General features: G+C 65.3%; 24 protein-coding genes. 12 read left to right on the top strand and 12 right to left on the bottom strand.

Going from position 1 to position 23,734, the window contains the following annotated elements:
* Window positions 1-15 precede the first annotated feature (15 nt).
* The 3 genes from BO996_RS20140 to BO996_RS20135 all read right to left on the bottom strand — a co-directional run bounded on the left by BO996_RS20140 (window position 16) and on the right by BO996_RS20135 (window position 3,163).
* On the bottom strand, window positions 16-417 hold the full coding sequence (locus tag BO996_RS20140; protein ID WP_034395786.1) for a BLUF domain-containing protein: 402 nt from the start codon (window positions 415-417) through the stop codon (window positions 16-18).
* 249 nt (window positions 418-666) lie between these two features.
* Complete coding sequence (locus tag BO996_RS29490; protein WP_198041250.1) at window positions 667-822, bottom strand: hypothetical protein; 156 nt, start codon at window positions 820-822, stop codon at window positions 667-669.
* Between the two features lie 226 nt (window positions 823-1,048).
* Window positions 1,049-3,163 (bottom strand): metallophosphoesterase family protein, encoded by a 2,115-nt coding sequence (locus BO996_RS20135; RefSeq protein ID WP_071956226.1) that lies wholly within the window; start codon window positions 3,161-3,163, stop codon window positions 1,049-1,051.
* A 188-nt stretch (window positions 3,164-3,351) separates the two neighbouring features.
* On the opposite strand from BO996_RS20135, the gene BO996_RS20130 reads away from it, so the two are divergent.
* A complete protein-coding gene (locus BO996_RS20130; RefSeq protein ID WP_071956225.1) occupies window positions 3,352-4,431 on the top strand; it encodes a glycosyltransferase family 9 protein in 1,080 nt (359 codons plus the stop codon).
* 33 nt (window positions 4,432-4,464) lie between these two features.
* Here BO996_RS20130 and BO996_RS20125 read toward each other — a convergent pair whose 3' ends face one another.
* The 3 genes from BO996_RS20125 to BO996_RS20115 all read right to left on the bottom strand — a co-directional run bounded on the left by BO996_RS20125 (window position 4,465) and on the right by BO996_RS20115 (window position 7,731).
* Complete coding sequence (locus tag BO996_RS20125) at window positions 4,465-5,628, bottom strand: GGDEF domain-containing protein (RefSeq protein ID WP_071956224.1); 1,164 nt, start codon at window positions 5,626-5,628, stop codon at window positions 4,465-4,467.
* Between the two features lie 330 nt (window positions 5,629-5,958).
* Window positions 5,959-6,642 carry an energy-coupling factor ABC transporter permease gene (locus tag BO996_RS20120; RefSeq protein WP_034395797.1) on the bottom strand — a complete coding sequence of 228 codons (684 nt, stop codon included), beginning with the start codon at window positions 6,640-6,642 and terminating at the stop codon, window positions 5,959-5,961.
* Between the two features lie 150 nt (window positions 6,643-6,792).
* The gene (locus BO996_RS20115; protein ID WP_071956223.1) at window positions 6,793-7,731 is read right to left on the bottom strand and encodes a LysR family transcriptional regulator; all 939 of its coding nucleotides are present in this window, start codon (window positions 7,729-7,731) and stop codon (window positions 6,793-6,795) included.
* Between the two features lie 170 nt (window positions 7,732-7,901).
* Here BO996_RS20115 and BO996_RS20110 point away from each other — a divergent pair, with 170 nt between their 5' ends.
* Window positions 7,902-9,317 carry an MFS transporter gene (locus BO996_RS20110; RefSeq protein ID WP_232240383.1) on the top strand — a complete coding sequence of 472 codons (1,416 nt, stop codon included), beginning with the start codon at window positions 7,902-7,904 and terminating at the stop codon, window positions 9,315-9,317.
* A gap of 6 nt (window positions 9,318-9,323) precedes the next feature.
* Here BO996_RS20110 and BO996_RS20105 read toward each other — a convergent pair whose 3' ends face one another.
* From BO996_RS20105 to BO996_RS20090, 4 genes are all read right to left on the bottom strand, one after another.
* Complete coding sequence (locus tag BO996_RS20105) at window positions 9,324-10,124, bottom strand: amino acid ABC transporter permease (RefSeq protein WP_013801876.1); 801 nt, start codon at window positions 10,122-10,124, stop codon at window positions 9,324-9,326.
* The gene (locus BO996_RS20100) at window positions 10,121-10,783 is read right to left on the bottom strand and encodes an ABC transporter permease subunit (protein WP_071956221.1); all 663 of its coding nucleotides are present in this window, start codon (window positions 10,781-10,783) and stop codon (window positions 10,121-10,123) included. The genes BO996_RS20105 and BO996_RS20100 overlap by 4 nt, the downstream gene beginning before the upstream one ends.
* Window positions 10,784-10,786: 3 nt before the next feature.
* Window positions 10,787-11,689 carry a glutamate ABC transporter substrate-binding protein gene (locus tag BO996_RS20095; RefSeq protein WP_013801878.1) on the bottom strand — a complete coding sequence of 301 codons (903 nt, stop codon included), beginning with the start codon at window positions 11,687-11,689 and terminating at the stop codon, window positions 10,787-10,789.
* A gap of 131 nt (window positions 11,690-11,820) precedes the next feature.
* Complete coding sequence (locus tag BO996_RS20090; protein ID WP_071957175.1) at window positions 11,821-13,131, bottom strand: flavin-dependent oxidoreductase; 1,311 nt, start codon at window positions 13,129-13,131, stop codon at window positions 11,821-11,823.
* 70 nt (window positions 13,132-13,201) lie between these two features.
* On the opposite strand from BO996_RS20090, the gene BO996_RS20085 reads away from it, so the two are divergent.
* The 6 genes from BO996_RS20085 (at window position 13,202) to BO996_RS20060 (ending at window position 18,058) form a co-directional block, all read left to right on the top strand.
* Window positions 13,202-13,807: a TetR/AcrR family transcriptional regulator gene (locus BO996_RS20085; RefSeq protein WP_043824920.1), complete on the top strand. Its 606-nt coding sequence runs from the start codon at window positions 13,202-13,204 to the stop codon at window positions 13,805-13,807.
* A 73-nt stretch (window positions 13,808-13,880) separates the two neighbouring features.
* Window positions 13,881-14,882, top strand: a complete 1,002-nt coding sequence (locus BO996_RS20080) for an NADP-dependent oxidoreductase (RefSeq protein WP_071956220.1) — start codon at window positions 13,881-13,883, stop codon at window positions 14,880-14,882.
* A 30-nt stretch (window positions 14,883-14,912) separates the two neighbouring features.
* Window positions 14,913-15,617: an SDR family oxidoreductase gene (locus BO996_RS20075; protein ID WP_071956219.1), complete on the top strand. Its 705-nt coding sequence runs from the start codon at window positions 14,913-14,915 to the stop codon at window positions 15,615-15,617.
* A gap of 166 nt (window positions 15,618-15,783) precedes the next feature.
* Window positions 15,784-16,107, top strand: coding sequence for an ArsR/SmtB family transcription factor (locus BO996_RS20070; protein WP_012206185.1), 324 nt, complete (start codon window positions 15,784-15,786; stop codon window positions 16,105-16,107).
* A gap of 40 nt (window positions 16,108-16,147) precedes the next feature.
* On the top strand, window positions 16,148-16,663 hold the full coding sequence (locus BO996_RS20065) for an arsenate reductase ArsC (protein WP_071956218.1): 516 nt from the start codon (window positions 16,148-16,150) through the stop codon (window positions 16,661-16,663).
* A gap of 108 nt (window positions 16,664-16,771) precedes the next feature.
* Entirely contained in the window at window positions 16,772-18,058 is a 1,287-nt protein-coding gene (locus BO996_RS20060; protein ID WP_071956217.1) for an arsenic transporter, read from the top strand.
* Between the two features lie 49 nt (window positions 18,059-18,107).
* Here BO996_RS20060 and BO996_RS20055 read toward each other — a convergent pair whose 3' ends face one another.
* Window positions 18,108-18,488, bottom strand: coding sequence for a hypothetical protein (locus tag BO996_RS20055; protein ID WP_071956216.1), 381 nt, complete (start codon window positions 18,486-18,488; stop codon window positions 18,108-18,110).
* A 706-nt stretch (window positions 18,489-19,194) separates the two neighbouring features.
* Here BO996_RS20055 and BO996_RS20050 point away from each other — a divergent pair.
* The 4 genes from BO996_RS20050 (at window position 19,195) to BO996_RS20035 (ending at window position 22,894) form a co-directional block, all read left to right on the top strand.
* The gene (locus BO996_RS20050; RefSeq protein WP_071956215.1) at window positions 19,195-19,734 is read left to right on the top strand and encodes a hypothetical protein; all 540 of its coding nucleotides are present in this window, start codon (window positions 19,195-19,197) and stop codon (window positions 19,732-19,734) included.
* A 773-nt stretch (window positions 19,735-20,507) separates the two neighbouring features.
* Window positions 20,508-21,023 (top strand): hypothetical protein, encoded by a 516-nt coding sequence (locus tag BO996_RS20045; protein ID WP_071956214.1) that lies wholly within the window; start codon window positions 20,508-20,510, stop codon window positions 21,021-21,023.
* Between the two features lie 169 nt (window positions 21,024-21,192).
* Complete coding sequence (locus BO996_RS20040) at window positions 21,193-22,272, top strand: hypothetical protein (RefSeq protein WP_071956213.1); 1,080 nt, start codon at window positions 21,193-21,195, stop codon at window positions 22,270-22,272.
* Between the two features lie 103 nt (window positions 22,273-22,375).
* Window positions 22,376-22,894 carry a hypothetical protein gene (locus tag BO996_RS20035; RefSeq protein WP_071956212.1) on the top strand — a complete coding sequence of 173 codons (519 nt, stop codon included), beginning with the start codon at window positions 22,376-22,378 and terminating at the stop codon, window positions 22,892-22,894.
* A gap of 213 nt (window positions 22,895-23,107) precedes the next feature.
* Here the strand turns inward: BO996_RS20035 and BO996_RS20030 are convergent, their stop codons facing one another.
* Window positions 23,108-23,548, bottom strand: a complete 441-nt coding sequence (locus tag BO996_RS20030; RefSeq protein ID WP_013801890.1) for a hypothetical protein — start codon at window positions 23,546-23,548, stop codon at window positions 23,108-23,110.
* Window positions 23,549-23,734 lie beyond the last annotated feature (186 nt).

Raw genomic sequence — 23,734 nt, 5'->3', positions numbered from 1 at the left:
TTGGGGTCAAAGGGATTACTGGGCGTCCAGCAGCGGTAAAAGCTCCTGCAGTTTTTCCAGTGCGCCTGGGCCTTGAAGCTCGGAGATGGTGCCCAGCGGCTCCGTGTCTTCCACAATCACATAGGCCATGGACCACTTGGCAAAACGCCTTTGATCAAGGCGTGCCTGCGGAAACAGGGGTGTGAAGTTGATGTGTCTTTCATCGCGCGAGATGGACTCCACCAGCAGCGCCAGTTGCTCTGGCGGCCCTTCGACATACTGGAAGAAGCGTTCACCGTCGAAAACCAGCATGCCCGTGATCCCGGCCGACCAGTTGAAAGTGCGCGCCGCCTTGATGATCGCCGCGATGCATGTGGTGTCAGCCCCTGGGGCCAGCTGGCTGTGATAAAGGAAACATTCGAGAGAATTTTCTTGCATACCCTCCCCCTTTCTGAGTTGTTGGGCGGCGATGGTATTCGTTGCGCGAGGGGGGGTCACGTAGGTGCGCAACCCGTTGTTGCATATGTAACCATACTCCTTGCACCCTGGGCCTGGGCGGCTGCGGGGCCCAACGAGAACAAGCCCCCACAAGCGCTGGCGGGCAGGGCTTGCGGGGGCTTGTGCAAGAGGAGGACGGTGTTCCAGTCCTGGATTGACGTGGCCGGCCTCACAGGCGCGGCATCGCCTTCATTGCTGCTGCTTTTGCGGCAAGGGCTGGCCTATCTGTCGCTGGTTTGCCTTGGTCTGCTGCTGGGTGTAGTTGCCGTCGCTGATGGGCTGGCCCATCTGCATGGGGACATAGGAACGGTGATGGGGCCCTGCCATGGGAATGAGCTGCTTCATGGGGAGAACTCCTGATCCGGCGGGTGGCGGCTGGGGCCGATGTCGCCGGTCTTTAGGGGTTGCGGGAGGAATGCAGCAAGTGTGTGGCGCGCCGTGAAATCCAGGTGTAGGAAAGATCGGAAGCCGTGTAGTCAAGCCTGCGCAAATGCAAGAAAGCGCTGACCTGCACGAAGGGGAAGGGCTCCCCTTGGCACAGATCAGCGCTGTACAGGCCGCGCCTTGTTTGTCAGAACTTCAGGCTGTCACTGCCTTCGGCGCGCAGCGTCCTGGCGTCGAAGTCCACCGAGAAATGGTCGCTGGGCTTGCCCGAGCCCAGGCCCTTGAGGATGGAGAACACCTGCTTGAAGCTGTACTGGAAGGGCTGGCCCACGGGCGTGCTGTCGGCCAGCTTGTCGCCCGTTTTCTGGGGCGCCGAGGTCAGGGCAGGGAAGGCGCTCATCAGCAGGCGGTACTGCTCCACGCGCTGCTTGCCCATGTCGTTCAGCGACAGGCCGCCCGCGTAGACGGTGCGGTGGAAGTCGCCGTAGAAGGTATAGGCCGACACATTGGCCAGCGCGTTGAAGTCCACTCCCGCGGCCTGGGCCTTGGCGCGGGCGGCGTTCTCGGCCACGCTCCAGTCGGATGCCCACTGCGCGGCATTGCCTGCCACGGGGCTGCCTTGCAGGCAGCCGGCGCTGGGCTTGAACGGCACGGCAACGCCTTGCGCGGCCAGGCCGGCGAGCTGGGCGTAGGTGACCTTGGTGTCCAGCTGGGCCATGGTCAGCATCTGCTGCAGGTTGAGCTGGCTGACCAGGTCCTTCATGTCGCAGGCCCAGTACTCGTCCAGGAAGCGCAGGCGCGACAGCTCGCCGAAGTAGCGGCTGGTGAAGTCGCCATAGCTGGTGCTGGACAGAATGGCCTTGTCCCAGCGGCGCTTGGCGTCCTCGGGCTTGCTGCTGCCTTCCACGTACTTCCATTCCATCTCGTACAGCGGAAAGAGTTCGTTGAAGCGCGGAACGTTGTTCAGCGCCACGGTCTGCACGTCCACCTTGCGCGGCGTGTTGAAGCGCACGATCTTGTAGGCCGCGCCATAGACGGCCAGCGACGGCGACTGCACGTTCACCAGGTACTTGCCGCTCTTGCTCAGGTAGTCGTTGGTGCCGTTGAAGTGCATGTGGCCGCCGATGTGCAGCGGCAGGCCCGTTGCGGCCACCGCCTCGGCCGTGGCCTGCTCGGGCACGCGCGCCGTCTGGAAGGCGCCGGGCTTGAAGGCGGCCTTGATGGCATCGGTCTGGTTGGCGTAGAAGTCCATGGTCGGGTAGTGTGAGAAGGCCACCAGCTGCTTGCCCTGGGCCTTGGCGCGCGCGCTCACCGATTCGATCCACGCCATCACGCTCTTCTTGTGCGTGGTCATCTTGTTCCAGCCTGCATTGCCGGCGCCGGTGAAGCCCTTGGGCGAGTTGGGCTTGGCGGGGTCCAGCTTGTCCGGCACGAAGACGTTGGCGTCCACCGACAGCAGCCACAGGCCCTTGACGGGCTCGACCAGGTAGCTCACATCGGCAATGCTGGTGCAGTTGGTGTAGCCGGCCTGCTTGAACCTGCCGCCTTCGCCTTCCTTGCAGATCTCGTAGCTGCGCTGGCCCAGCTGGGCCTGTCTGGCGGCCTCGGCATAGCTGTACTTGTCCTGCGCGTAGGTGCTGTAGGGGGTCTCCCAGTACACGTCCTTCTCATTGGGCATCAGGCCGTAGGGGGCCAGGTCGCGCAGCAGCGAGGCATAGCCTTGCTCCATCAACTGGTCGGTACAGACCACGTTGGCTTCGGCGTTCAGGCAGCCCTGGTAGTTCTTGGCGTAGACCTTGACCGTGCTGCCGTTGGCGGCCATGAAGTCGTCCTTGCCCTTTTCGTCATCGTCGTAGGGGGCGACAGGGTCATGGTTGCCGGGCGCGATGAAAAAGCGCATGCCCTTTTTCTCGTACTCGGCCAGCACGGCGCGAAAGCCGTTCACGTTCAGCGGCTGGCCGTCGTCGGAGAAGTCGCCGGGAAAGGCCACCAGCTTCACGCCCTTGGCCAGCGAATCGTCCAGCGCGGCGCGGAAGGCGAAGTAGTTCTCGTTGAACAGCCGCGTGGAAGTCAGCTGCGCATACATGGTGCGGATGGTGGCGAACATGCCATTGGCCGTGGGCACGCCCTTGAAGCTGCTGTTCTTGAGGTCGCCGTACACATCCTGGAAGTGCACATCGGCCATGAAGGCCACGGCCTGGCTGTTCGTTCCCCCATCTGCCCTATCGCCATCGCTGCCACCACAACCCGCCAGGGCCAGCGCTGCGGCACCGGCCACCATTCCCAATTTCCAGACTTGCATTCTTCGTGTTGCGCGGGGCGCTCTGATTGACAAAGTCCGGCATTGTCTGCAGCCCATGTTTCATGGGTGTGACAGGGCAACCCAGCCAGGCGTGGTAGACGGCGTCCGGCTTTTGCAGGGGGAGGGCGCGCAGCGGGCACGCCGATTGCTACGTATCACTGGCCTGCAACCACAGGCGGAGAGTGCCCATGAATTCCATGAATCACCCCTTGCTGAGGCTGGCCGATTCAACCCTCGCCCTCAGGCCCGGCAAGTACACGGACCACCGCAGGTCGGCCGTCTTGCCGCAGCTGCGCAGAATCGGCGTGTTCCGCGCGCGCCGCTTTGGGGATCTGCTGTGCGCTACGCCCGTTCTGCGTGCATTGGCTGCGGCCTGGCCCAAGGCACGCATCACCCTGGTGGGGCTGCCCGAGGCCGAAGGCCTGGCGCAAAGGCTGTCTTCGGTCGATGACTTCGAGCTGTTTCCCGGCTGGCCCGGTCTGCCCGGCGTGCCCTCGGCCAAGGCCGATGAATACAGCTTCTTCCAGCGCCGCATGCGTTCGCGCCGCTTTGACCTGGTGGTGCAACTGCACGACTCGGGCCGCAACACCAATGCCCTGGTCGCCAACTTTGGCGCGCGGCGCAACGCGGGCTTTGCGGACCCCGATGACTGGGTGCCCGAGGCGGATGCGCTGCGCTTTGTGCCCTGGCCCGGGCAGGGCAGCGAAGTGCTGGGCCTGCTGGCCCTGACCGACTATATGGGCCTGCCGCGCCGCGGTCTCAAGCTGGATCTGCCGTTGAATGCCGATGACCGCGCCCGCGTCCGCCCGCTGCTGCCCGCAAGCCGCCGCTACGCCATCGTGCACCCGGGCGCGCGGCTGGCTGTGCGCCGCTGGTCCGCCAGCGGCTTCGCGGCCGTGGCCGACCGGCTGGCGCAGGCGGGGCTGGAAGTGCTGCTCACCGGCAGCGAGGACGAGCGCGCCCTGGTGGCATCGGTGGCCGCGCAAATGCGCCACTCCGCGCTGGACCTGAGCGGCCGCACCGACATCTGGATGCTCGGCGCGGCGCTGGCATCGGCCAGCGTGGCCGTGTGCAACAACACCACCGTCTCCATGATGGCTGCTGCCCTGGGCACGCGCAGCGTGGTCGCCTCGCAAACGTGCGAAGTGGACCGGGGCCCGCCGCTGGACCCGCAGCGCCACCGGGTCTTCACCCCCGGCAGCGATGCGCATGCCGCCGAACTGCTGGCGCAGGCAGCGCTGGCGCTGGCGGATGAAGAGCTGGCGTGAGGCATGTCCAGGGCCAGGGCACCCTCGGCGCCCTCAGTGCGGCCGCCCGGGCGCAAGCGGGACCAGTTCCATGCGGTCCCGTCCCTTGCGCTTGGAGGTGTAGAGGGCTTCGTCGGCCTGCTTGAGCCAGTGGGACAGCTCCACCCCGGGCTGGTCGAACAGGGTGGCACCGATGCTCAGCGACACCGGTTCCGGCGTCTCGAACATGGTGCGCGCCTGCTGCGCGAAGGCCTCGCGCAAGTCCTGGCCCAGCGCCTGCGCTGCCGCGTGGTCGACGCTGCGCAGCACGATCACGAACTCGTCCCCGCCCAGCCGTGCGGCCAGTGCGCCGCGCGGCAGCGCGCTGCGGATGAGGTCGCTCAGGGTCAGCAGCAGGCGGTCGCCGGCATCGTGGCCGTGCAGGTCGTTGACCTGCTTGAAGTGGTCGATATCGATCAGCAGCAGGGCGCAGGGGCTGGCTGCTGAGGCCTGCTCCAGCAGCTGGGGTGCGCGCAGATAGAGCGCGCGGCGGTTGTCCAGGGCGGTGAGCGGGTCGCGGGCGGCGATCTGCGCGATGCGTTCCTCGCGGCGATGGCGCTCCGTGCCGGTCATGGACATGGCGAGCAGCATGATCGCCATCACGCCTTCCACCAGCGAGACCAGGATCACCGTGCCGTGGAAATTGGCCAGGTTGATGAAGGTGTCCAGCGCCACGGCCGAGGCGGCCTTGGTGAAATAGAACAGGCCGTGGGCCAGCAGAACGAAGCGCAGCTGCGCCGCGCCCACGCCCAGCGTGCCGCCGTGCGGGCGCAGCAGCAGGCCGGCGCGCAGGCTGATGACGGCGATCAGCAGCGACTGGATGCCCAGCATTGCCCTGGACCACCACGGTCCGCTGGGCATGAACAGCATTGCCAGCCAGACGACGGCCACCAGCCACCACAGGCGCGGCAGCCGGGTGTGCGTGAACGCTGCAACGCCGGCCAGGAACAGCCAGTGCGCGCAGATCAGCAAGCCGTTGGGAAACCAGATGCCCAGCAGCACATGGCCGCTGGAGCGCAGCAGGGCCAGCACACAGCCCACGGCGATGATGGCAAACCCCCCGCTCCACAGCAGCAGCGAGCGTTCGCGCACGCTGCCCCATTCCGCAGCCAGATACAGCGCCGAGGCGGCGGCCATGGCCGTGGTGAGAACGAGCAGGGTGAAGGGATCGAGAACCATGGACGATGAAGATATCGGCGCAGGCAGGCCCCGTGCAATAGCTGCCAGGCAAGGCGCAATGCGGCGCAGGTCGGGGCCGTCGCATTGAAATGGAGCGGAGCGCGCGGGCCGAATTGTCGCAGGATGCGGGCCTTCAGGCCCTTGCTGCGCGGCAGTCCGTTGGGTGGAAGTCACGGATCGGGCGGCCCGTGAACGGGAGCCCGTTGCCTGATTTCCGGCCTGATTTCCGTGATGCAGCCGCCGTGGTGCTGGTCAGCGCGGATGCGGCTGGAGTCGTGAACAGCCCGCCACAGCGGAGCACCGAGGGTGCGGTGACCGGGAAGCCGGCTGTCAGATGGCCGCTGCGTGCAGGCGGGTGTTGAAAAGCGGCCCTTGCGTGAAGGCGGCCAGACGCTTGGCCAGCCACAGCACGGCCAGGTCCACCAGGGGCTCCACCAGCACCACGCACATGTAGGCAGCACCAAAGCTTGCGACCTCGGTCATGGTGGCCAGGCTGGCGCCATGGCCGTAGATGGCCCAGAAGGCGACCCACAGCACGATGCCGCCCTGGTAGGTGGTGGACAGGGCCAGGGCCTGCCGGTAGCTGATGTCCACATAGGCCGTGCCGGCCGGAATCAGCCGGCGCGCCAGCTGGCTCACCGCATACAGCGGCACCAGCAAGGTGGTGACGTTCATGCCGTACTGCGGCAGGTCGAAGGGTGCAAAGAACAGGCCCTGGACCAGCAGGCCGCACGCCAGGCCAATGGCCGCAGCACCCGCGCCGAACATCAGCAGCAAGGTCGAGCCCAGAATCAGATGGACCTCGGATACGCCGACCGGCTCATGCGGAAACACCTCGAAGAAGCTGAACACCAGCGCGGTGGTGATCACGCTGCGCACCAGCAGCGCGAGCGCGCCGCCGTTGTCGCGCAGGCTTTGCCGTGCCAGGGCGGCGGTCAGGCCGAAGGCCGCTGCGGCAGTGACGTAACTGAGGGCGATTTTCTCGGGGCTGACGACGCCGGGTTCGATGTGCATGGGAGGTCCTGAACAGGCAAGGTCCGTTGGAGAGCCAGCGGGCACCGACTGCGCAACGGCAAAGGCACCGAGCATAGCCGGGGACGGTGTGCTGCGCCATGTTCATTTCACGCTGTAGTCACGCTGCCGCACTTCGGATAGCCATCGGTTTCACGCCGGGCTCTCGGCCGCTTTTTCGCATGGCCAGGAATCGCTGTGCTGTTCCGCGCAGATCTCCCGTACGCACCCGCGCAGCCACCGGTGCGCCGGATCGGCATGCAGCCTCGGGTGCCACAGCAGTGAAACCGTGATCTCCGGCACAGGGACGGGGAGGGGGAAGCTGCGCATTCCGGCACGCAGGTTCCCCGTGTGCCGTTCGGGAACACTGGCGATCAGGTCGGAGGCCCGGGCCAAGGCCAGCGCCGCTGAAAAGCCGCCAACGATCGCAACGATCTGCCGTTGCAGGTCGAGAGAACTCAAGGCTTCGTCGATGGGCCCCTTGTCCTGCCCTCGCCGGGACACCAGGATATGCCTGCCGGCCGCATAGCGCGGGGGCGTGATCTCGCCCTGGCTCAGCGGGTGCCCCATTCGCACGACGCCAATGAAACGGTCTCGGAACAACGCCTGCGCACGCACCTCCGGACCTATCGTGCTCCCGACAACGCCGGTCTCCAGATCGACCGTGCCGTCGCGAAGCGGGCCGCTCCCTTTGTTTGACTTCTGCACAAAACAAAGGCGAACGCCAGGCGCTTGCTCGCCGACGCGGGCAATCAGGTCCGGTCCGAAATTCTCCACAAAGCCTTCGCTGGTCCGCAGTGTGAACGTTCGGACCAGCTGCTGGAGGTTGGTCTGCTCGGCAGGGCGCAAAACCGCTTCCGTGTCCTGCACCAGCTGGCTGACCCGCTCGCGGAGTTCGAGCGCCCGAGGTGTGGGAACGAGGCCGCGACCGGCCCGGACCAGCAGCGGATCGCCCGTGGTCTCCCGCAAACGCGCCAACGCCCGGCTCATCGCTGACGGGCTCAGCCGCAACCGTTGGGCGGCGCGCGCCACGTTGCCTTCCGCAAGCAGCACATCCAGGGTGACAAGCAGGTTGAGATCGGGTCTTGACATGGATTGACCGTAGCACGGCGTGTGGTGACATGGCGCCAGACGCACGAATAAAGTGAAAGTGGTGCGCCTTCCGCCATGCCGGGCAGGGAACTACGCTTCCCATAGCTCAATTTCGGGAGTCGCCAACAATGAAAATCACACCAGAATCAGCCACGACAGCAAGAGATGGGATGGCCGCTGACCGTGCAGAGCAGACGCCGTCGATTCGGTGGGTGCTTGCCAGCCTTTCGCTATCGATGTTGCTGTCATCGCTGGGCACCAGCATCGCCAATGTGGGGTTGCCGACCTTGGCTCAGGCGTTCGGCGCCTCTTTCCAGCAGGTCCAGTGGGTCGTCCTTGCCTATCTGCTGGCCATCACCGCCCTGATCGTCAGCGTCGGGCGGCTCGGCGACGTCATGGGCCGCCGACGGCTGCTGCTGGTCGGCATCTTCCTGTTCACGCTGGCCTCGGTCCTTTGCGGCCTGGCGCCCACGCTCCGGCTGCTGATTGCCGTCCGGGCGGTGCAGGGTCTTGGCGCGGCCATCATGATGGCCCTCACCATGGCGTTTGTCGCCGGGACGGTGCCGAAGGAAAGGACCGGCAGCGCCATGGGACTGCTCGGAACGATGTCCGCAATGGGCACCGCTCTCGGTCCATCGCTGGGCGGCGTTCTGATCGCCGGACTCGGTTGGCAGGCGATCTTTCTCGTCAACGTACCGCTGGGTATCGTGGCATGGGTTCTCGCGCACCGTTACCTGCCCGCCGATTGCCGGGGGGAGAAGACGGGGCGGGCCCGCTTCGACAATCTGGGCACCTTGCTGCTGGCTGTGACGCTTGTGGCGTACGCACTGGCCATGACGCTGGGGCGCGGAAGTTTCGGTCCGCTCAACGGGGCTCTTGTGTTGGCCACTGCCTTGGGTGCCGTGCTCTTCGTGCTTGCCGAGGCGAAAGCCGCATCGCCCTTGATTCGATTGGCGATGTTCCGTGATCCAGGCTTCAGCGCAAGCCTTGCCATGAATGCGCTCGTCTCGACGGTGATGATGTCGACGCTGGTGGTGGGGCCGTTCTACCTCGCCCGTGCGCTCGGGCTCAACGAAGCCCTTGTTGGCATCGTGATGGCGGTGGGCCCGTTGATCGCCATATTGAGCGGAGTCCCCTCTGGCCGTGCCGTCGATTGTTGGGGAGCGCCATCCATGGCCATCGTCGGGCTCATCGCCATGGCTGCGGGGGCATTTGCACTGTCCGTGCTTGCGTCGATGTTCGGCGTGGCGGGATACGTTGCTGCCATCGTCGTCCTGACCCCTGGGTATCAGCTCTTCCAGGCGGCCAACAACACGGCCGTCATGGCGAATGTCCATCCAGACCAGCGCGGCGTCATCTCGGGCATGCTCAGCCTGTCGCGCAACCTCGGGCTCATCACCGGGGCATCCATGATGGGGACGGTTTTCGCGCTCGCTTCAAAGTCGCCCGACATCGCAACGGCGCATCCCGAGGCCGTTGCCAACGCGATGCGGATCACGTTCGCAGTCTCGGCCGTTCTGATCGTCGTTGCCCTGGCCATGGCAATGGCAGTTGCAAGCCGTGCTCGCGCGACAAGCCGTTCGTGACAAGGCTCAGTGCACCGGCCGGCTCAGCCGCCTGCTCGCCCTCGATATCGCGTAGTTCACCAGGCAGTACAGCACCGCCACCACCAGGTACACGGGCACCAGCGCGTGGTAGTTTGCGATGAGCACCTTGGCGTTCTGCATGAGCTCGCCATAGGTGACGATGTAGCCGAAGGTGGTGTCCTTGACCACGATGACCAGCTGCGCGACCAGGGCCGGGACGATGTAGCGCAGGGCCTGCGGGAAGACGACGAACCGGAAGACCTGGACCTCGGTCAGCCCCAGGCTTCGCGCGGCATCGGTCTGGCCGCGAGGGACGGCCAGCACGCCTGCGCGGTAGACCTCGGCCACCACGGCGGCGGTGCTCAGGCCTATGGGCAGGGTCAGCATCCAGTACGTGCCGAGCTTGATGCCGGCTGCGGGAAGCACCAGAAAGCACACGTAGATGAGCAGCAGCGTGGGCGTGCCGCGCAGGAATTCGATGACGGCGATGCTGGGCCAGCGCACGATGCGGGGCCGCGCCAGGCGCCCCGCCAGCAGCACCAGCCCAAGGCTCAGCGCAATGACGGCGGCCATGGCCGAGGATGCCAGCGTGCCGAGCAGGCCCTTGGCCAGAAAGGCCCAGGTGGTGGGCCAGGCGAAGAATTCCCAGAACCGGGCCTCGAGCTGGCCTGCGGAATGAAAACGCCACACGACGCCCGCAGCCAGCGCAATCAGCCCGGCCGCGGCGATCAGGCTGACCACCTGCGTGATCTTCCTGGCCTGCGGGCTGGGCGCGCCAAACAGAATGTCTTCCAGAGAACGGCTCATCGCAGTATCCGCAGCTTCTTTTCCAGGATGGCGCCCACCCAGGCAATGAGCAATCCGGTGGCCACGTACAGGGCGGCGGCCACCGCGAACGCGGCCATGCCGGCGGCGGAGTCGTTGGCGATCTTGGACACGAGCGCCGTGAGCTCCCGGCCCGCAAGCGGCACCTGGGACGCCAGCGAGGTGGACAGCATCAGCGCAATGAGCAGAGACGTCATCGGCTGCACCACCGAGCGCAGCGCCTGCGGCAGCACCACGGCCGAGATGATCTGCATGGGCCGCATGCCCAGGCTGAGCGCGGCCTCGATCTGGCTGCCGGCAATGGTGTTGATGCCCGCGCGCAGATAGTCCGCCGTGAACGCGGAGCAGACCAGGGTCAGGGCCAGGATCACGCTGGGTTCATAGTCGATCACGACATTGAGATCGGGCAGCGCGAACACGATGAAGATCAGCAGCGCCACGCTGGGAATGTTACGGAAGATCTCGACGTAGCCCGTCAGCACGAAGCGCAGCGGCGGCAGGGGAAGCAGCCTGAGCACCGTCACGACCACGCCCAGCAGGAAGCCGGGCAGGAACGAAAAGGCGGTGAGCTTCCAGGTCAGCAAGAGGGCCTGCCAGAAGGCAGACCCGTGGTCGGCGAGGAGCCGGGAGATGTCACCCATCGTTCAGGGCAGGGCGGGCGGCGTGGGAACGGCCGTGCTGCCGGTGCGCTGTCCGATGGAGACGGTCCACAGCTTGGCCCAGGTGCCATCGGCTTCGATTTTCTTCAGGAAGGCGTTGATGAAGGCCACGCCGTCCGAGCCCTTGGGCAGGCCGATGCCGTAGGAATCCTGGGCGCCAAAGGGCGCGCCTGCCAGCCGCGCGTCGCCAGTGCCCAGGCTCAGGGTGTTGAGCAGCAGGGTGTAGTCGGTCACATAGGCGTCCACACGGCCCTGGCGCAGGGAGTCCAGCGCTTCCTGGTGGGTCTGGAACTCCTGCACGACCGCCTTGGGCGCGTGCTGCGCCAGGATGGCGGGGCCCGTGGAGCCGGCCTGCGTGGCCACCTTCTTGCCTGCCAGGTCGCTGTACGACTGCACGGTCTTGTTGCTTGCCTTGACCAGCACCCCGGCCTGCGAGGTGTAGTAGGGGCCGGCAAACGAGATCTTCTCGGCGCGTGCGGGGGTGATGGAGTAGGTGGCGATCACCATGTCCGCCTGGTTGTTGATGAGCACCTGCTCGCGCGTGGACGAGGTCACCTGTGCGAACTGGTACTTGGACGCATCGCCCAGGATGTAGCGCGTGAGCAGCTGGGCCAGGCCTGCGTCGAAGCCGCGGATCTTGCCGTCCTTCTCGTTGAGCAGGGAGAACAGATTCGAGGTCTGGGTGCTGCCCAGGCGCAGCGTGCCGGTCTGCTTGATCTTGCTGGCCCAGGTGCTCGATGCAATGGTCGCGGCGTCGGCGACGGGGCCTTGCGCCACCAGGGCGTCAAACGCCGCTGTGTTCAGGGGCGCGCCCTGCGCAAAAAGCGATCCACTGCCCACGATCGCCAGCGTCACCACGGTGGATTTCAGAATGGATTTGATGGGCATGTGGTCTTCCTGCTTGGTCTGTGATGTAAATCTGGGGATGGCTGCCAGGGGCAAGGGCCGATTATGGCGACTCGCGGCCCTTGCTGCCGCACAAGGGCTCACTCCCTGGTCATGCGCCGGTCATGCGCCGGTCACGTCCCGGCCATGCGCCGACCGGGTGCGATGGTGGGGGCTGCGGCATTGAGCGTCTCGATCGCATAGCCGGCCGCTGCCTTGTAGCGGGCCATGAAGCCCTCGCGCTCCTCGCGCGGCAGCACCTCGTCGATATGGTCGAAGACGCCGCCGCAGCGCTCGTCCACCAGCCCCAGCAGGCCGAAGGGGCCGGACCCGCGGTTGCGCAGCACCAGGGCCGAGATGTCCTTGCACAGCCTGTCGTCATAGGCGCGCAGCGCCTGCGGACCCACGCCGTGGTCCAGCAGCTGCGCGCCCAGCACGCGCGCGTCCACGATGGCCTGGCTGGCGCCGTTGGAGCCCACGGGGTACATCACATGCGCCGCATCGCCCAGCAAGGCCACGCGGCCGTCCACCCAGGTGGGCACGGGGTCGCGGTCGATCATGGGGTACTCGAAGACATCCGTGGCGCCGCGCAGCATGGCCGGCACGTCCAGCCAGCCGTAGTCCCAGCCGTCGAAGTGGTGGATGAATTCCTCCAGCGCCACGCGCCGGTTCCAGTCGCCTTGCTGCCAGCCGCCGTCGTTGTCCACCGTGATCTCGGCGATCCAGTTGATGGTGGCCAGGCCCGTGACGGGGTCCGGCGGCGTGATGGGGTACAGCACCACGCGATGGCGCAGCGAGCCCACGCCCACGAAGGACGCACCGGTGCGCACCGGCACCCCGGGCGTGGTGCCGCGCCACATGATGGCGCCACCCCACTGGATGGGCGGCTGCGCGGGGTGCATCTGCGCGCGCACGGCCGAGTGCAGGCCATCGGCCGCCACCAGCAGCGAGCCCTGCATCTCCAGCCGCTGGCCATCGCGGGTGTCGATGAGCGCGGTCACGCCCTCGGCGTCCTGCCGGTAGCCCACCACGCGCCGGCCCAGCTGCACGGCGTCGTCGCCCAGGCGCTCCCGCACGGCGTTGAACAGCATCATCTGCAGCTGCCCGCGGTGCACCCCGTACTGCGGCCAGTGGTAGCCCGCCTGCAGCCCGCGCGGCTCGGCATATACCTCGTTGCCGTTGCGGCCTACCAGCGCCCATTCCCGCGCCTGCAGGCCGATGGTGTCCAGCACATCGTTGCCGAAACCCAGGTCATGCAGTTCCCGCACCGCGTTCGGCTGCAGGTTGATGCCCACGCCCAGCGGCTGCAACTGCGCCACCGACTCGAACACGATGCAGGGCACGCCGATCTGGTGCAGCGTGAGGGCAGTGGCCATGCCACCGATGCCGCCGCCGGCAATGAGCACGGGGCGGGATGGTTTGTTGTGTGAAGCAGCAGCAGACATGCCGGGATTGTCCATGCAATGGCTGCGGGCGGATGTCCCATCTGCGGCGCGTGCATGGCGCAAACAATGTATGATGACCATCATGCGAAACACAAATTCCAGCGCCCGGGCTTCCGCCAAGGAGGCCACGCATGAGCGCATCGTCTCCGTGGCGGCGCGTGCCATCCGCCGCAGCGGCTATGGCGGCACCGGGGTGGCGGACATCATGAAGGAGGCGGGCCTGACGCACGGCGCCTTCTACGCCCATTTCGCCTCGCGCGATGCCATGCTGGCCGAAGCGGCGGGCAAGGCCTGCGCCGAGTCCTGCGCCGCCGTCGCCGACGTGGTGGCCAAGGCGCCGCCCGGCATGGTGCTGCAGGCCATGCTGGCCGCCTATCTTTCCAAGGAACATGTCCAGCGCGCCGAGGTGGGCTGCCCCCTGGCGGCCCTGGGCTCCGAGACCTCGCGCCAGGCGCCGGAGGTGCGCCGCGTGGCCACGGGCCACATCAAGGAAATGGTCGATCTCATCGCCCGCCAATCGCCGGACTGGGGACAGCCCGGCGCCCATGAGCGCGCGCTCGTCACCTTGTCCACCATGGTCGGCAGCCTGCTGCTGGCACGGGCAGTGGACGATCCGGCCCTGTCCGACAGCCTTCGCGAGGCAGCACTCAAGCACCTGGCGCCGGCCAGCCAGTGATGGCGCATGCCCTGTGCATGTGCCTGGATTTTTTTCGCCATTACATATGATGACCATCATATAAAGGAAAGCCATGAAGGCATTCATTCTGGAAAGCCATGGAGCGAACCTCGCCTTGCAGCTGGCAGACGTACCCGAGCCGCAGCTGCGTGACGACGAAGTCCTGGTCCAGGTCCATGCCGCAGGCGTGAACCAGCTGGACTCCAAGATCAAGGACGGGCAATTCAAGCTCATCCTGCCCTATCGCCTGCCCCTGATCCTGGGCCACGACGTGGCCGGCGTGGTGGTCAAGGCCGGCCCGCGCGTGCGGCAGTTCAAGCCCGGCGACGAGGTCTATGCACGCACGGACGATTTCCGGATCGGTACGTTCGCGGAGTTCGTGCCGGTCAAGGAGTCGTCGCTGGCGCCAAAACCCAAGGGGCTCACGATGGAAGAGGCGGCCTCCATCCCCCTGGTGGGCCTGACGGCCTGGCAGGCACTGGTGGAGACAGCGAAGCTGACGAAGGGGCAAAGGGTCTTCATCCAGGCCGGCTCCGGCGGCGTGGGCACGTTCGCCATCCAGCTGGCCAGGCACCTGGGTGCCACTGTGGCCACCACCACGAGCGCGGCCAACTTCGAACTGGTCAGGAGCCTGGGCGCGGATGTCGTCATCGACTACCGCACGCAGGACTTCGAGGACGTCCTGCACGACTACGACGTGGTGCTCAACAGCCAGGACGGCAAGACGCTTGGCAAATCCCTGCGCGTGCTCAAGGGCGGCGCGAAGCTGGTCTCCATCTCCGGCCCGCCCGATCCCGCATTTGGCAGAAACATCGCGGCGCCCGCATTCGTGCGGCTGGTGATGCGGCTGCTCAGCTCCGGTGTCAGGCGCCGGGCGCGAGGCCGTGGCATTGACTACTCCTTCCTCTTCATGCGGGCCAACGGCGGCCAGCTGCGCGAGATCACCCGCCTCATCGAAGCGGGCGCCATCCGCCCGGTCGTGGACAAGGTCTTCGCATTCGAGTCCACCAACGAGGCCCTTGCCTATGCCGAAGCCGGCCATGCCAAGGGCAAGGTCGTCATCAAGATCCGTTGAATCTGTTTTTCCCCACCCCTGGAGTGCTCCATGAAAATTGAAAACGCTGTTGTTCTCGTCACCGGCGCCAATCGCGGCATCGGCCTGGCTTTCGCGCGCGAGCTGCTCGCCCGTGGCGCCCGCAAGGTCTACGCCGGCGCGCGCGACCCCGCCACCGTCACCCAGCCCGGCGTGCATGCCCTGCAGCTGGACGTGAACCGCCCGCAGGACGTGGCCGCCGCCGCGGCGCAGGCGTCGGACGTCACGCTGGTGATCAACAACGCCGGCATCGCCCAGCCCGGCGGCTTCATGGCGCCCGACAGCGAAGAGGTCGCCAGGCGCATCTTCGAGACCAACTTCTTCGCCGTACTGCGCATGAGCCAGGCCTTCGCGCCGGTTCTCAAGGCCAACGGCGGCGGGGCCTTGCTCAATGTGCTGTCGGTGGCCTCCTGGGTGAACGGCGGCGAGCTGGCCGCCTATTCGGCCAGCAAGTCGGCCGCCTGGTCGCTCACCAACGCCCTGCGCAGCGAGCTTGCAGGGCAGAAGACACAGGTGCTGGGCCTGCACATGGCCTATGTCGACACCGACCTCACGCGCGGGCTTGAAGCGCCGAAGTCCAGCCCCGAGGACATCGTCAGCCGCGCGCTGGACGGACTGGAGGCCGGGCTCGATGAAGTGCTGGCCGACGAGCTCACCCAGCAGGTCAAGCGCGGCATGACGGCGGCCCGGCCAAGCTATCTGCCGCAGGGCGCCTGAGATCGGACCGTGCCCGGTTGCCTGCGCTTTTCGGCAACCGGGCGCGGTGGTCAGCCATGGGTGCCCATCCGCATGGGGTGGCGTGGGTTGGCATGGGCAGGCACGATCGGTCAGCGCCGGCCTGGTCAATATTTCCACATTTGTTGAAATATCGTATGATTCGCCCATGGATGAATCTGAAGTCGTCGAATCCCTGGCCGCGCTTGCCCACCCCTTGCGCCTGCGCATCTTCCGCGCGCTCGTCGTGGCCGGGCCCGAGGGGCTGACGCCGGGCGTCATGGCAGAAAGCCTGGGCGCCGCCAACACCACGCTGTCTTTCCATCTCAAGGAGCTGACCCGCTCGGGCCTGGTGACGCAGGAGCGGGCCAGCCGCAACCTGGTGTACCGCGCCGCCTATGAGCGCATGAACGGCCTGCTCGGCTTCCTGACGCAGAACTGCTGTGCAGGTGCGGCATGCGAGGTGGCCGACATGTCCTGCAAGTCCTGCTGACGTTGCTCCCCCGGTTTCCCCGCCCCGAACACTTCCTGCCATGACTTCCGACAAACCCCTGAACGTCCTGTTTCTGTGCACGCACAACTCTGCCCGGAGCATCCTGGCGGAAGGCCTGCTGAATCACCTCGGCGGCGGGCGCTTCAAGGCCTACTCGGCAGGCAGCAGCCCCCGCGACAACCAGCAGCCCCATCCGCTGGCGATTGCGGCGCTGGAGCAGGCGGGCGTGTGCACCGAAGGCCTGCGCAGCAAAAGCTGGGACGAGTTCGGCGCGCCTGATGCGCCCCCTATGGACCTGGTCATCACCGTCTGCGACAGCGCCGCCGGCGAGGCATGCCCCTATTGGCCGGGCCAGCCCGTCACCGCGCACTGGGGCTACGCGGACCCGTCGCGGGCCGAAGGAAGCGACGAAGGCAGCGACGAAGGCCGGCAGGCCGCATTCCGCCAGACCCTGCTGGCCATGCGGCGCCGCCTGGAGCGGCTCGTCAACCTGCCGCCATCGTCCCTGGCCAGGCACGCGCTGCAGCAGTCTGCCCGCGACCTGGCCCGTGACTGAAGCCTGCCACTAACACCTGCTACCGACACCTGCCACCGTCACCCGGCACCGACACCGACACCGCTGCGGCTCCCTCTGCCGCCTGCACATCCCCGAAGAAAACAGCACATGCTTGCGGCCCTCCTGATCTTTGCAGCCACCCTTGTCCTGGTCATCTGGCAGCCCGCAGGCCTGGGCATCGGCTGGAGCGCGTCGCTCGGCGCCATCGTGGCACTGGCCCTGGGGGTGGTGCACTGGGCCGATGTCGCCGTCGTCTGGGGCATCGTCTGGAATGCAACCGCCACCTTCGTGGCGGTCATCATCATCAGCCTGCTGCTGGACGAAGCCGGGTTCTTCGCTTGGGCTGCACTGCACGTGGCCCGCTGGGGGCGCGCAAGCGGCAGGCGCCTGTTTGCCTTCATCGTGCTGCTGGGCGCCGTGGTGTCTGCGGTCTTTGCCAACGATGGCGCCGCGCTCATCCTGACGCCCATCGTGATGGCCATGCTGGTGGCCCTGGGCTTTTCTGCCGCAAGCACCTTGGCATTCGTGATGTCGGCAGGGTTCATCGCGGACACGGCCAGCCTGCCGCTGGTGGTGTCCAACCTGGTCAACATCGTCTCGGCGGACTTCTTCGGCATCGGCTTCAACGACTACGCGTCGGTCATGGTGCCGGTGAACCTGGTTGCCGTGGCCGCCAGCCTGGGCGTGCTGTTCCTGTTCTTCCGCAAGGATCTGCCCCGCACCTACGCCTTGGAGCGCCTGCAGCCGCCATCGGCCGCCATCCGGGACCTGGCCACCTTCCGCGTAGGCTGGGCCGTGCTGGCGCTGTTGATGCTGGGCTTCTTCGGGCTGGAGCCGCTGGGCGTTCCCGTCAGCGCCGTGGCCGCGGCCTGTGCGCTGCTCTTGCTGGCCGTCGCCGCCCATGGCCGGGTCATCAGCGCAGGCCGGGTCCTGAAGGGCGCGCCATGGCAGATCGTCGTGTTCTCGCTGGGCATGTACCTGGTGGTCTACGGACTGCGCAACGCAGGGCTGACCGGCGCCCTGGCCAGGGTGCTGGAAGTGTTTGCGGGCGGCGGCGTGTGGGGCGCCGCAATAGGCACCGGCTTTCTGTCGGCGGGCCTGTCTTCCGTGATGAACAACATGCCCACGGTGCTGGTGGGCGCCCTGTCCATCGAGCACTCCGGGGCCACGGGGCTGGTGAAGGAAGCCATGGTCTATGCCAATGTGATCGGCTGTGACTTGGGCCCCAAGATCACGCCCATCGGCAGCCTGGCCACCTTGCTCTGGCTCCATGTGCTGGCCCGCAAGGGCATGACGATTGCCTGGGGCTACTACCTGCGCGTCGGCATCGTCCTGACCCTTCCGGTCCTTGCCATCACGCTGGTCGCGCTTGCCTTGCGGCTAAGCGTGGGCTGAGTGTGGTCTGAACGTGGGCTGAACGCCGGCCGGCCGGCGCGCTGGCGCATCAGCTGCTGCCGTCCGGCCCGGGCATCGGCATATTGGCGCGGCGTTCAAACAGGTGGGCCATGGCCTTTGCCGCCGCCTCGGCCGCTTCAGCGCGGCGCATCTCGGCCGGGTCCTCGAACCCGCAGCCCATGGCCTGGGCCTCGGTGCCCGCGTAGTCGGCCAGCGTCTCGGCGCTGTCGCGGATGCTTTGCAGGGCGCGTGCCACCACGTCCATGTGGCGATGGCCCTTGGGCGTCTCCAGCCATGCCAGGGCCAGCTGGGCGATGGCGGAGATTTCTGCACAGCCTTGCTGCACGAGATGGTCCACCTGGGTGAGGGCGTTGGACAGCTGCCGGGCGCTGTGGCTGTCCGTGGCGGTGGAGGGCTGGGTGGGGTTCATGCCATGTCCCTCCGCAGTTGGCCGGGCACAAAGGGCTGGCATGAGGGAGGGGCTGCGCCAAAAGACGGCGCGCAGGCGAGAGAAACGGTGTTCATTGTTCCGTGCTCCATTGCGGATCGAATCCACAGGCCATTGCATCTGCATTGACTGATGGATTCGGTGTACCAAGCCTCGCTTTCGGAGAGGCTGTGCCGCTATACGACGGATGTTTTGAAGCATCAGCCCCGGGACAGGGGGCCGGGGCTGATGATAGCGCGGGAGGGGAGGGGGCGAGCCGTTTTTGGGGATGCAGCTCGTAGTGGTGGAGTTGTCTGCTGCCGGACCTGAGTCTGCATTCGCGCAGTTGGTGTCGATGACAGCGATGCAGCGGTAGCGGCCGTCTCCGTTCTGCTGCGGTTAAGGATGCGCCCATGGCATATACGCTCCAAGCGTTCATTTCGACCATGGGGCCCTCCATGGTCCTTCCCCCAGAGTTAAGGACAGTTGCGCTGCCTGGTCGCCTCGAAATGATTCCCCTGGAACAGATTGTCCTAGCGCTGGAGACCATCAGCGAGAATCCGTTCTCTCAGCGGGCACGGAGTTGAAGATTTTCTCTTGCGGGTCGGTGGCGGTGTCGAACCACGGAGGCTGCGGTGAACGAGGGCGGTGGACGTCCGTAAATCAGCCTGAAGCTCTCGACTGCATCGCGTAGCACGATATTCGTCATATGGACTATTGCTTCGTCGAATTCGAGCCCAAGGATGGCCAAGCGCTGCGGCGTCTCGGGGACTTCCTCAAGCGCGTCATGATTGCGAAAGAGGACGACGAGTTCGACGGGGCTGGACTTGCTGGATTCTTCTCGAATGTCGAGGTCGCCTACTTTTGGAAACCCACCGACGACGAGATGAAGGAATGGAACGACGAGTGGTTCTCGACGCCGGTGGCGGTGCGCCTTTCAGCGGCGATGCCCAATCCTGGTTGGACGCTGGAGTCAATGCTCAGTGCGCTATGGGAGGGCGATTACGACCTGTTAGGGGTCGTTGAAGGCGATGCTCGATGCAGGCTCGCCTTCAATCCGCACGGCTACCCTTACGGAGGAACAGGTAGCCTTGTTGCTCTGGTCGACTGCTTTGGTCATACCGTCGTTGGCATCGAAGATGGATCGGGGTATGCCCCGCATAAACCTCGCACGAATCCTTGGCTCCCCAACAAGGCCCGACGACCGAGGGGGCATTGGCTCGCCCGACTTCTTCGCTGGAAAGGCTGACGCCCGGGACCGCTTACAGTTGTGAGTTCAACCGGTCGGTCGCCGCGACCTCAGAATCTGCGGAAAAGCGGACGCTTGTGTCGGTTTTGCGGCTCCAGTTGAATCTCAAAAGGCCTCGACTTCGATGGATGGTGTTGCGGTTTACCTTAGTAGCGTGGCACCTGCGGCGGCAGAGCACGAACTCCACGCCCTGCAAATTGGTAGCGCGCCCGAATCGTTCGTTTACTTCATCTATTCGCAAGACGATTGGACGCGCGAACTAGAGCCGGGGGAGCGATGAGGCCATCGTGCGCCGGCTTGGCCAACAGCCATCTGTTGCGGCAGCTATTGCCTGCCGTCCTGGCCCGGGCTCCCGAGCAGTCCTGGATGCGGTGGCCCGACTTTCGAGCACCTTCCTATTGGTCCTGATGGACGATGACTTCGGCAACCTGTGGAGCTATGTAGAACTGAAAGAGTTCGGCGCAACCGCTCCCGCAGATGGCCTGCTGAGGTTGCGAACTTGGCCTCGCTCCTCCGGTTGAACCGCCCTGCGCGTGGAGCTTCCGCTCGGTTGGTGCACCCCGGCCACAGGCACAATGCGACCCATTGCAGAAGTTCGGCAAGCACCCTGCGAAGTCATATTGAGATCGTTGCCGGTGAAGGGCTCATGCTAGACACCCATGGCCGATGCGGGTCCGTCATTCTTCAGAGTATGTGACACGGCTGTGTGCCAGGTTGGGCGGACTGCTACTCTCAAGCGAGAATGGTCACTCGCAAAACATTCCCCCCCAGATATGCTTGATCTCCACGCTCCCATCGATCCCGGCCAGTCCGCCGCAGGATTCAAAATAGGCCAGTCCCTATCGAGCGTTGAACCCTTCTTGAAAGACACCCGCCCGGTGAACGACGTTCCCGGATTTCACCTCAACATCGCTCTGGCTCAGAACAAGGGGGCGCTTATTCTTCGGAGCCTTGATCAGCGTGGTGGTGTCACCATATTCTTCGGCTCAGATGCCGTTCGTCTGGTGTTCTCTGCGTACGGGCAACTCGCATGCATATACGTCTTCGATGGCTATATGGGTTCTTATCGAGGTTTGCGGGTTGGTGACATGTTGTCCATGATTTCAAAAAACGAGCCAATCGAATTTGATGATGGCGACGAAATGTACTATCGCCTCGATAGCGAGAGGCAGTATGTCCCGGGCCTTGCAGTGGTCGCTGTGGATGCCCCAGCGTCAGAGCATGCTTCAACTCCTGTCGCGGGCTTCTGCGTCCACGATTGGACCTTGTTCCGAGTCAGGTCTGAATGAGAATGCTTCGCCACGCCTCCCGTCGTCTCCCGTGTTCAGAACGCGTACCGGGTTGCATGCCTTCCGCGTCGGCAAGCACGGTCAAACGTCTAAACGCACCTCGAGCGCCTGATCGGCTGCTGGCGGCATACTGCGTGTGAGAACAAGACAGACCAGCCAGGGAGGGCGGATGCGGGTGGTGCAGGATGCGGCGAATGGGTTGAGAGAGGCTGTCCTGAAGGTGATCGAGGCAGCGGCATCGGGCGTGCCCGGTGAAGCGGCTAGGGCGGCTTTGGCGGAGCGGACGGAGGCTCTGCCTCTGGACCGCATGGCACAGTGGGAGCAGGTGATACGGGGCGCTGTGGATGCGTACCGGGGGGCGGGACCGGTCGGCAAGCATTTGCTTCGCCATCCGGGCACGGCATGGATTGCTTTGTGCAGCGGCAGTGGTTTCGACCGGGAGCATGCGCTGCGTGCCGTGCTGGCCGGGCCTGCGGCGACTACCTTATGGACCTTGATGTTGAAGGGTTGGTTGCCGCGCGTGGGCCGCGCGACCAGTGAGGTAGTTCCTCCCGTGAGTGTCTTCGTACTGGCGCTAGCAGTGCGTCGGCTGAACGACTGGGTTCCGCAGGTGCGCAGCGCGGCTAGGCAGTGCCTGCCGGCGCTGGCCACCGCTGCTGGATCGGAAAAGACAGGGGAAGCCTTCAGGGCGGTGCTGCCTTTCTGGACGGAGTGGGGCCGCCTGGAGGCGGTGGACCGGCAGGTGCTGGATCAGTTGCTGGAGCAACCCGGTGTAGCAGATGGAATACGGCACATGGTGATCTCCGGAACATCGGGCCCGATGGCCGAACTGCTGGCGCAAGTGTCACGAACGGCGGTGCTGGATGCGCACTGGAACACGATTGCGCGGGATGCGATCCAGCCCGCTGTGCGTGCGCGGGCCTATCGCGCACTGCTGATGGGCAAAGTGCTCTGGTTGCAGGAGCGCCGCTGGCGGTGGATTCACAAGGGGCTTTACTTAGGCCGAATGGAAGCGGTCTTCGGGCAGCGACATCTGGATGTCGCCGTCCCCTTTCTGGAGACCTTGGCCAGCGCTGCCAGCGACCGTTCCGCCTATGTTCGGCGGGAGGCTGCGGAGGCGCTGTCCCGTGAGATGAAGGCGCTGGGCGGCACGGCGCTTCCCATTGCCTTGCAGCTGGCGGCGGACCCTGTGCCATCCATCGCTCAACGGGGCCGCTATGTTCTGGAGCGGCTGGAGCCGGCGGGTTGAAGGCGCGTGTGCGGGCAAGTCAATCGCGGGGTGGTGTGGCCAATCGTCCCGCACCGCGCGTCACCGGGCGTCGGCCCAGAATCGAGTGTCAAGGACAGCAAAAATGCAGGCAACGGTTTGGGAGACATTTCTCTTTGTCGCCCCGCTCCCCATCATTGGAGTAACGATTTTCCTACTATCTGTTCGGAGGAAAAGGCAAAAGCGCGCGGCCGCGAAGTCGGCTCACAATGCAGAGGCGTTGGCCACTATTCCCATCGGAAAGGAACTCAGCGAGCGGACTGCTGAACTTCTCCAGCAGGGACTACAACTCTGTTATCGCCATCGCGACTACTGCGGCATGGGCCTTCGGGAGTTCGATGGCACCTTTGTATACGGCACAGTGGTGGACGGGAATTTGCTCACGCCTAGAGAGTCGCAGAAGGAACTCGCTGCCTACCCAAACCACAGGGACGAGCGAGCAGAATTTCAGAGTGCGGAGCTTTTCATCACGTGGCTCTCGCAGCAGTGCGACGCCTCGCTTGCCGGCGATGGCAATCAGCGGCTAACGCGAACTCGGCTCTTGAAGGCACATGACTTCTGCCGCAACAACCCACAGGAACGCTGGCCGTACTACGCCGGGTAAATGGGCGACTGCTTTCGAGCAAAACCTACGCCCGCGTCGGGTCGGGAGACGTCGTCTGGCTGTCTTCGCTGAACGTTGGCAACCAGCCTGCAGCTGCCGTCGGCAAGGACGGCAGTGCAGCGGTTGCCGTCATTGATACAGCCAGGTCCACCGACCACCTCATGACACTCCTTGGCCGTCGATCCTGCGAGCGGAACCCCGGGGGGCACGCACTCATACCTTGGCGAGGAAAGCCGCCGCATCACCCGCTTCACACTTCCAGTCTGCGAAGACCCCAACCAGATTGCATTCCACGCAGTGGCAAGCGATGTAGTACCAGCGCACGTCGTGTGTGCCTTCGTACACGGAGACGCCGGACATCAGTTCGAACGTCTCGTTCTCGCACACGCACTCGTGTGCCTCGGGGGTGGCCTCTTCAACATATTCCGCGCTGTCGCCCATCAGGTGTTCCTGCCCGCAGTCGGTGCAGGTGCGGATGGCCACGCCGGCTTCCTCATCCGTCTGCAGCGCAAAAGTCCGGCACCCGCAATCGCATTTGGACGAGGCAAACCGGACGGCCTCATGAAGATTCGCAATGCTGTAGCTGCGCAGCTCGGCTTGGGTGTCGCCGGAAGTCGTCCCGTACCAGAACTCGCCCTTCTTCGTCAGTGCCATTGATACTGTTCCATTCTTCAAGTTGGGCCTCTCGGCAGACCTGACGCCAAGCTTTCCCGATGTTCCGGATTTTGCCTGATGGCACGGTGAATCGTCGCCAAGGGGCCGGGCCGAGGTGGACGCCGACAAGGGCTGCGGAAACCCCTGGATGCCGATTCTTGGAGATTGCAGCCAGAGACCATCAAG

The organism is Delftia sp. HK171 (genome assembly GCF_001886655.1).
GTDB lineage: Bacteria > Pseudomonadota > Gammaproteobacteria > Burkholderiales > Burkholderiaceae_C > Comamonas > Comamonas acidovorans.
Note: the sequence above shows the minus strand (reverse complement) of the source record. Positions and strands in the feature narration are given on the sequence as shown.

Coding starts and splice junctions, on each gene's coding strand:
- BO996_RS20140 (WP_034395786.1), bottom strand. CDS start 417: ATGCAAGAAAATTCTCTCGAATGTTTCCTTTATCACAGCCAGCTGGCC.
- BO996_RS20050 (WP_071956215.1), top strand. CDS start 19,195: ATGGACTATTGCTTCGTCGAATTCGAGCCCAAGGATGGCCAAGCGCTG.
- BO996_RS20070 (WP_012206185.1), top strand. CDS start 15,784: ATGGATGAATCTGAAGTCGTCGAATCCCTGGCCGCGCTTGCCCACCCC.
- BO996_RS20080 (WP_071956220.1), top strand. CDS start 13,881: ATGAAGGCATTCATTCTGGAAAGCCATGGAGCGAACCTCGCCTTGCAG.
- BO996_RS20045 (WP_071956214.1), top strand. CDS start 20,508: ATGCTTGATCTCCACGCTCCCATCGATCCCGGCCAGTCCGCCGCAGGA.
- BO996_RS29490 (WP_198041250.1), bottom strand. CDS start 822: ATGAAGCAGCTCATTCCCATGGCAGGGCCCCATCACCGTTCCTATGTC.
- BO996_RS20055 (WP_071956216.1), bottom strand. CDS start 18,488: ATGAACCCCACCCAGCCCTCCACCGCCACGGACAGCCACAGCGCCCGG.
- BO996_RS20090 (WP_071957175.1), bottom strand. CDS start 13,131: ATGTCTGCTGCTGCTTCACACAACAAACCATCCCGCCCCGTGCTCATT.
- BO996_RS20125 (WP_071956224.1), bottom strand. CDS start 5,628: ATGGTTCTCGATCCCTTCACCCTGCTCGTTCTCACCACGGCCATGGCC.
- BO996_RS20135 (WP_071956226.1), bottom strand. CDS start 3,163: ATGCAAGTCTGGAAATTGGGAATGGTGGCCGGTGCCGCAGCGCTGGCC.
- BO996_RS20075 (WP_071956219.1), top strand. CDS start 14,913: ATGAAAATTGAAAACGCTGTTGTTCTCGTCACCGGCGCCAATCGCGGC.
- BO996_RS20115 (WP_071956223.1), bottom strand. CDS start 7,731: ATGTCAAGACCCGATCTCAACCTGCTTGTCACCCTGGATGTGCTGCTT.
- BO996_RS20120 (WP_034395797.1), bottom strand. CDS start 6,642: ATGCACATCGAACCCGGCGTCGTCAGCCCCGAGAAAATCGCCCTCAGT.
- BO996_RS20030 (WP_013801890.1), bottom strand. CDS start 23,548: ATGGCACTGACGAAGAAGGGCGAGTTCTGGTACGGGACGACTTCCGGC.
- BO996_RS20035 (WP_071956212.1), top strand. CDS start 22,376: ATGCAGGCAACGGTTTGGGAGACATTTCTCTTTGTCGCCCCGCTCCCC.
- BO996_RS20100 (WP_071956221.1), bottom strand. CDS start 10,783: ATGGGTGACATCTCCCGGCTCCTCGCCGACCACGGGTCTGCCTTCTGG.
- BO996_RS20095 (WP_013801878.1), bottom strand. CDS start 11,689: ATGCCCATCAAATCCATTCTGAAATCCACCGTGGTGACGCTGGCGATC.
- BO996_RS20060 (WP_071956217.1), top strand. CDS start 16,772: ATGCTTGCGGCCCTCCTGATCTTTGCAGCCACCCTTGTCCTGGTCATC.
- BO996_RS20110 (WP_232240383.1), top strand. CDS start 7,902: ATGGCCGCTGACCGTGCAGAGCAGACGCCGTCGATTCGGTGGGTGCTT.
- BO996_RS20105 (WP_013801876.1), bottom strand. CDS start 10,124: ATGAGCCGTTCTCTGGAAGACATTCTGTTTGGCGCGCCCAGCCCGCAG.
- BO996_RS20130 (WP_071956225.1), top strand. CDS start 3,352: ATGAATTCCATGAATCACCCCTTGCTGAGGCTGGCCGATTCAACCCTC.
- BO996_RS20085 (WP_043824920.1), top strand. CDS start 13,202: ATGATGACCATCATGCGAAACACAAATTCCAGCGCCCGGGCTTCCGCC.
- BO996_RS20065 (WP_071956218.1), top strand. CDS start 16,148: ATGACTTCCGACAAACCCCTGAACGTCCTGTTTCTGTGCACGCACAAC.
- BO996_RS20040 (WP_071956213.1), top strand. CDS start 21,193: ATGCGGGTGGTGCAGGATGCGGCGAATGGGTTGAGAGAGGCTGTCCTG.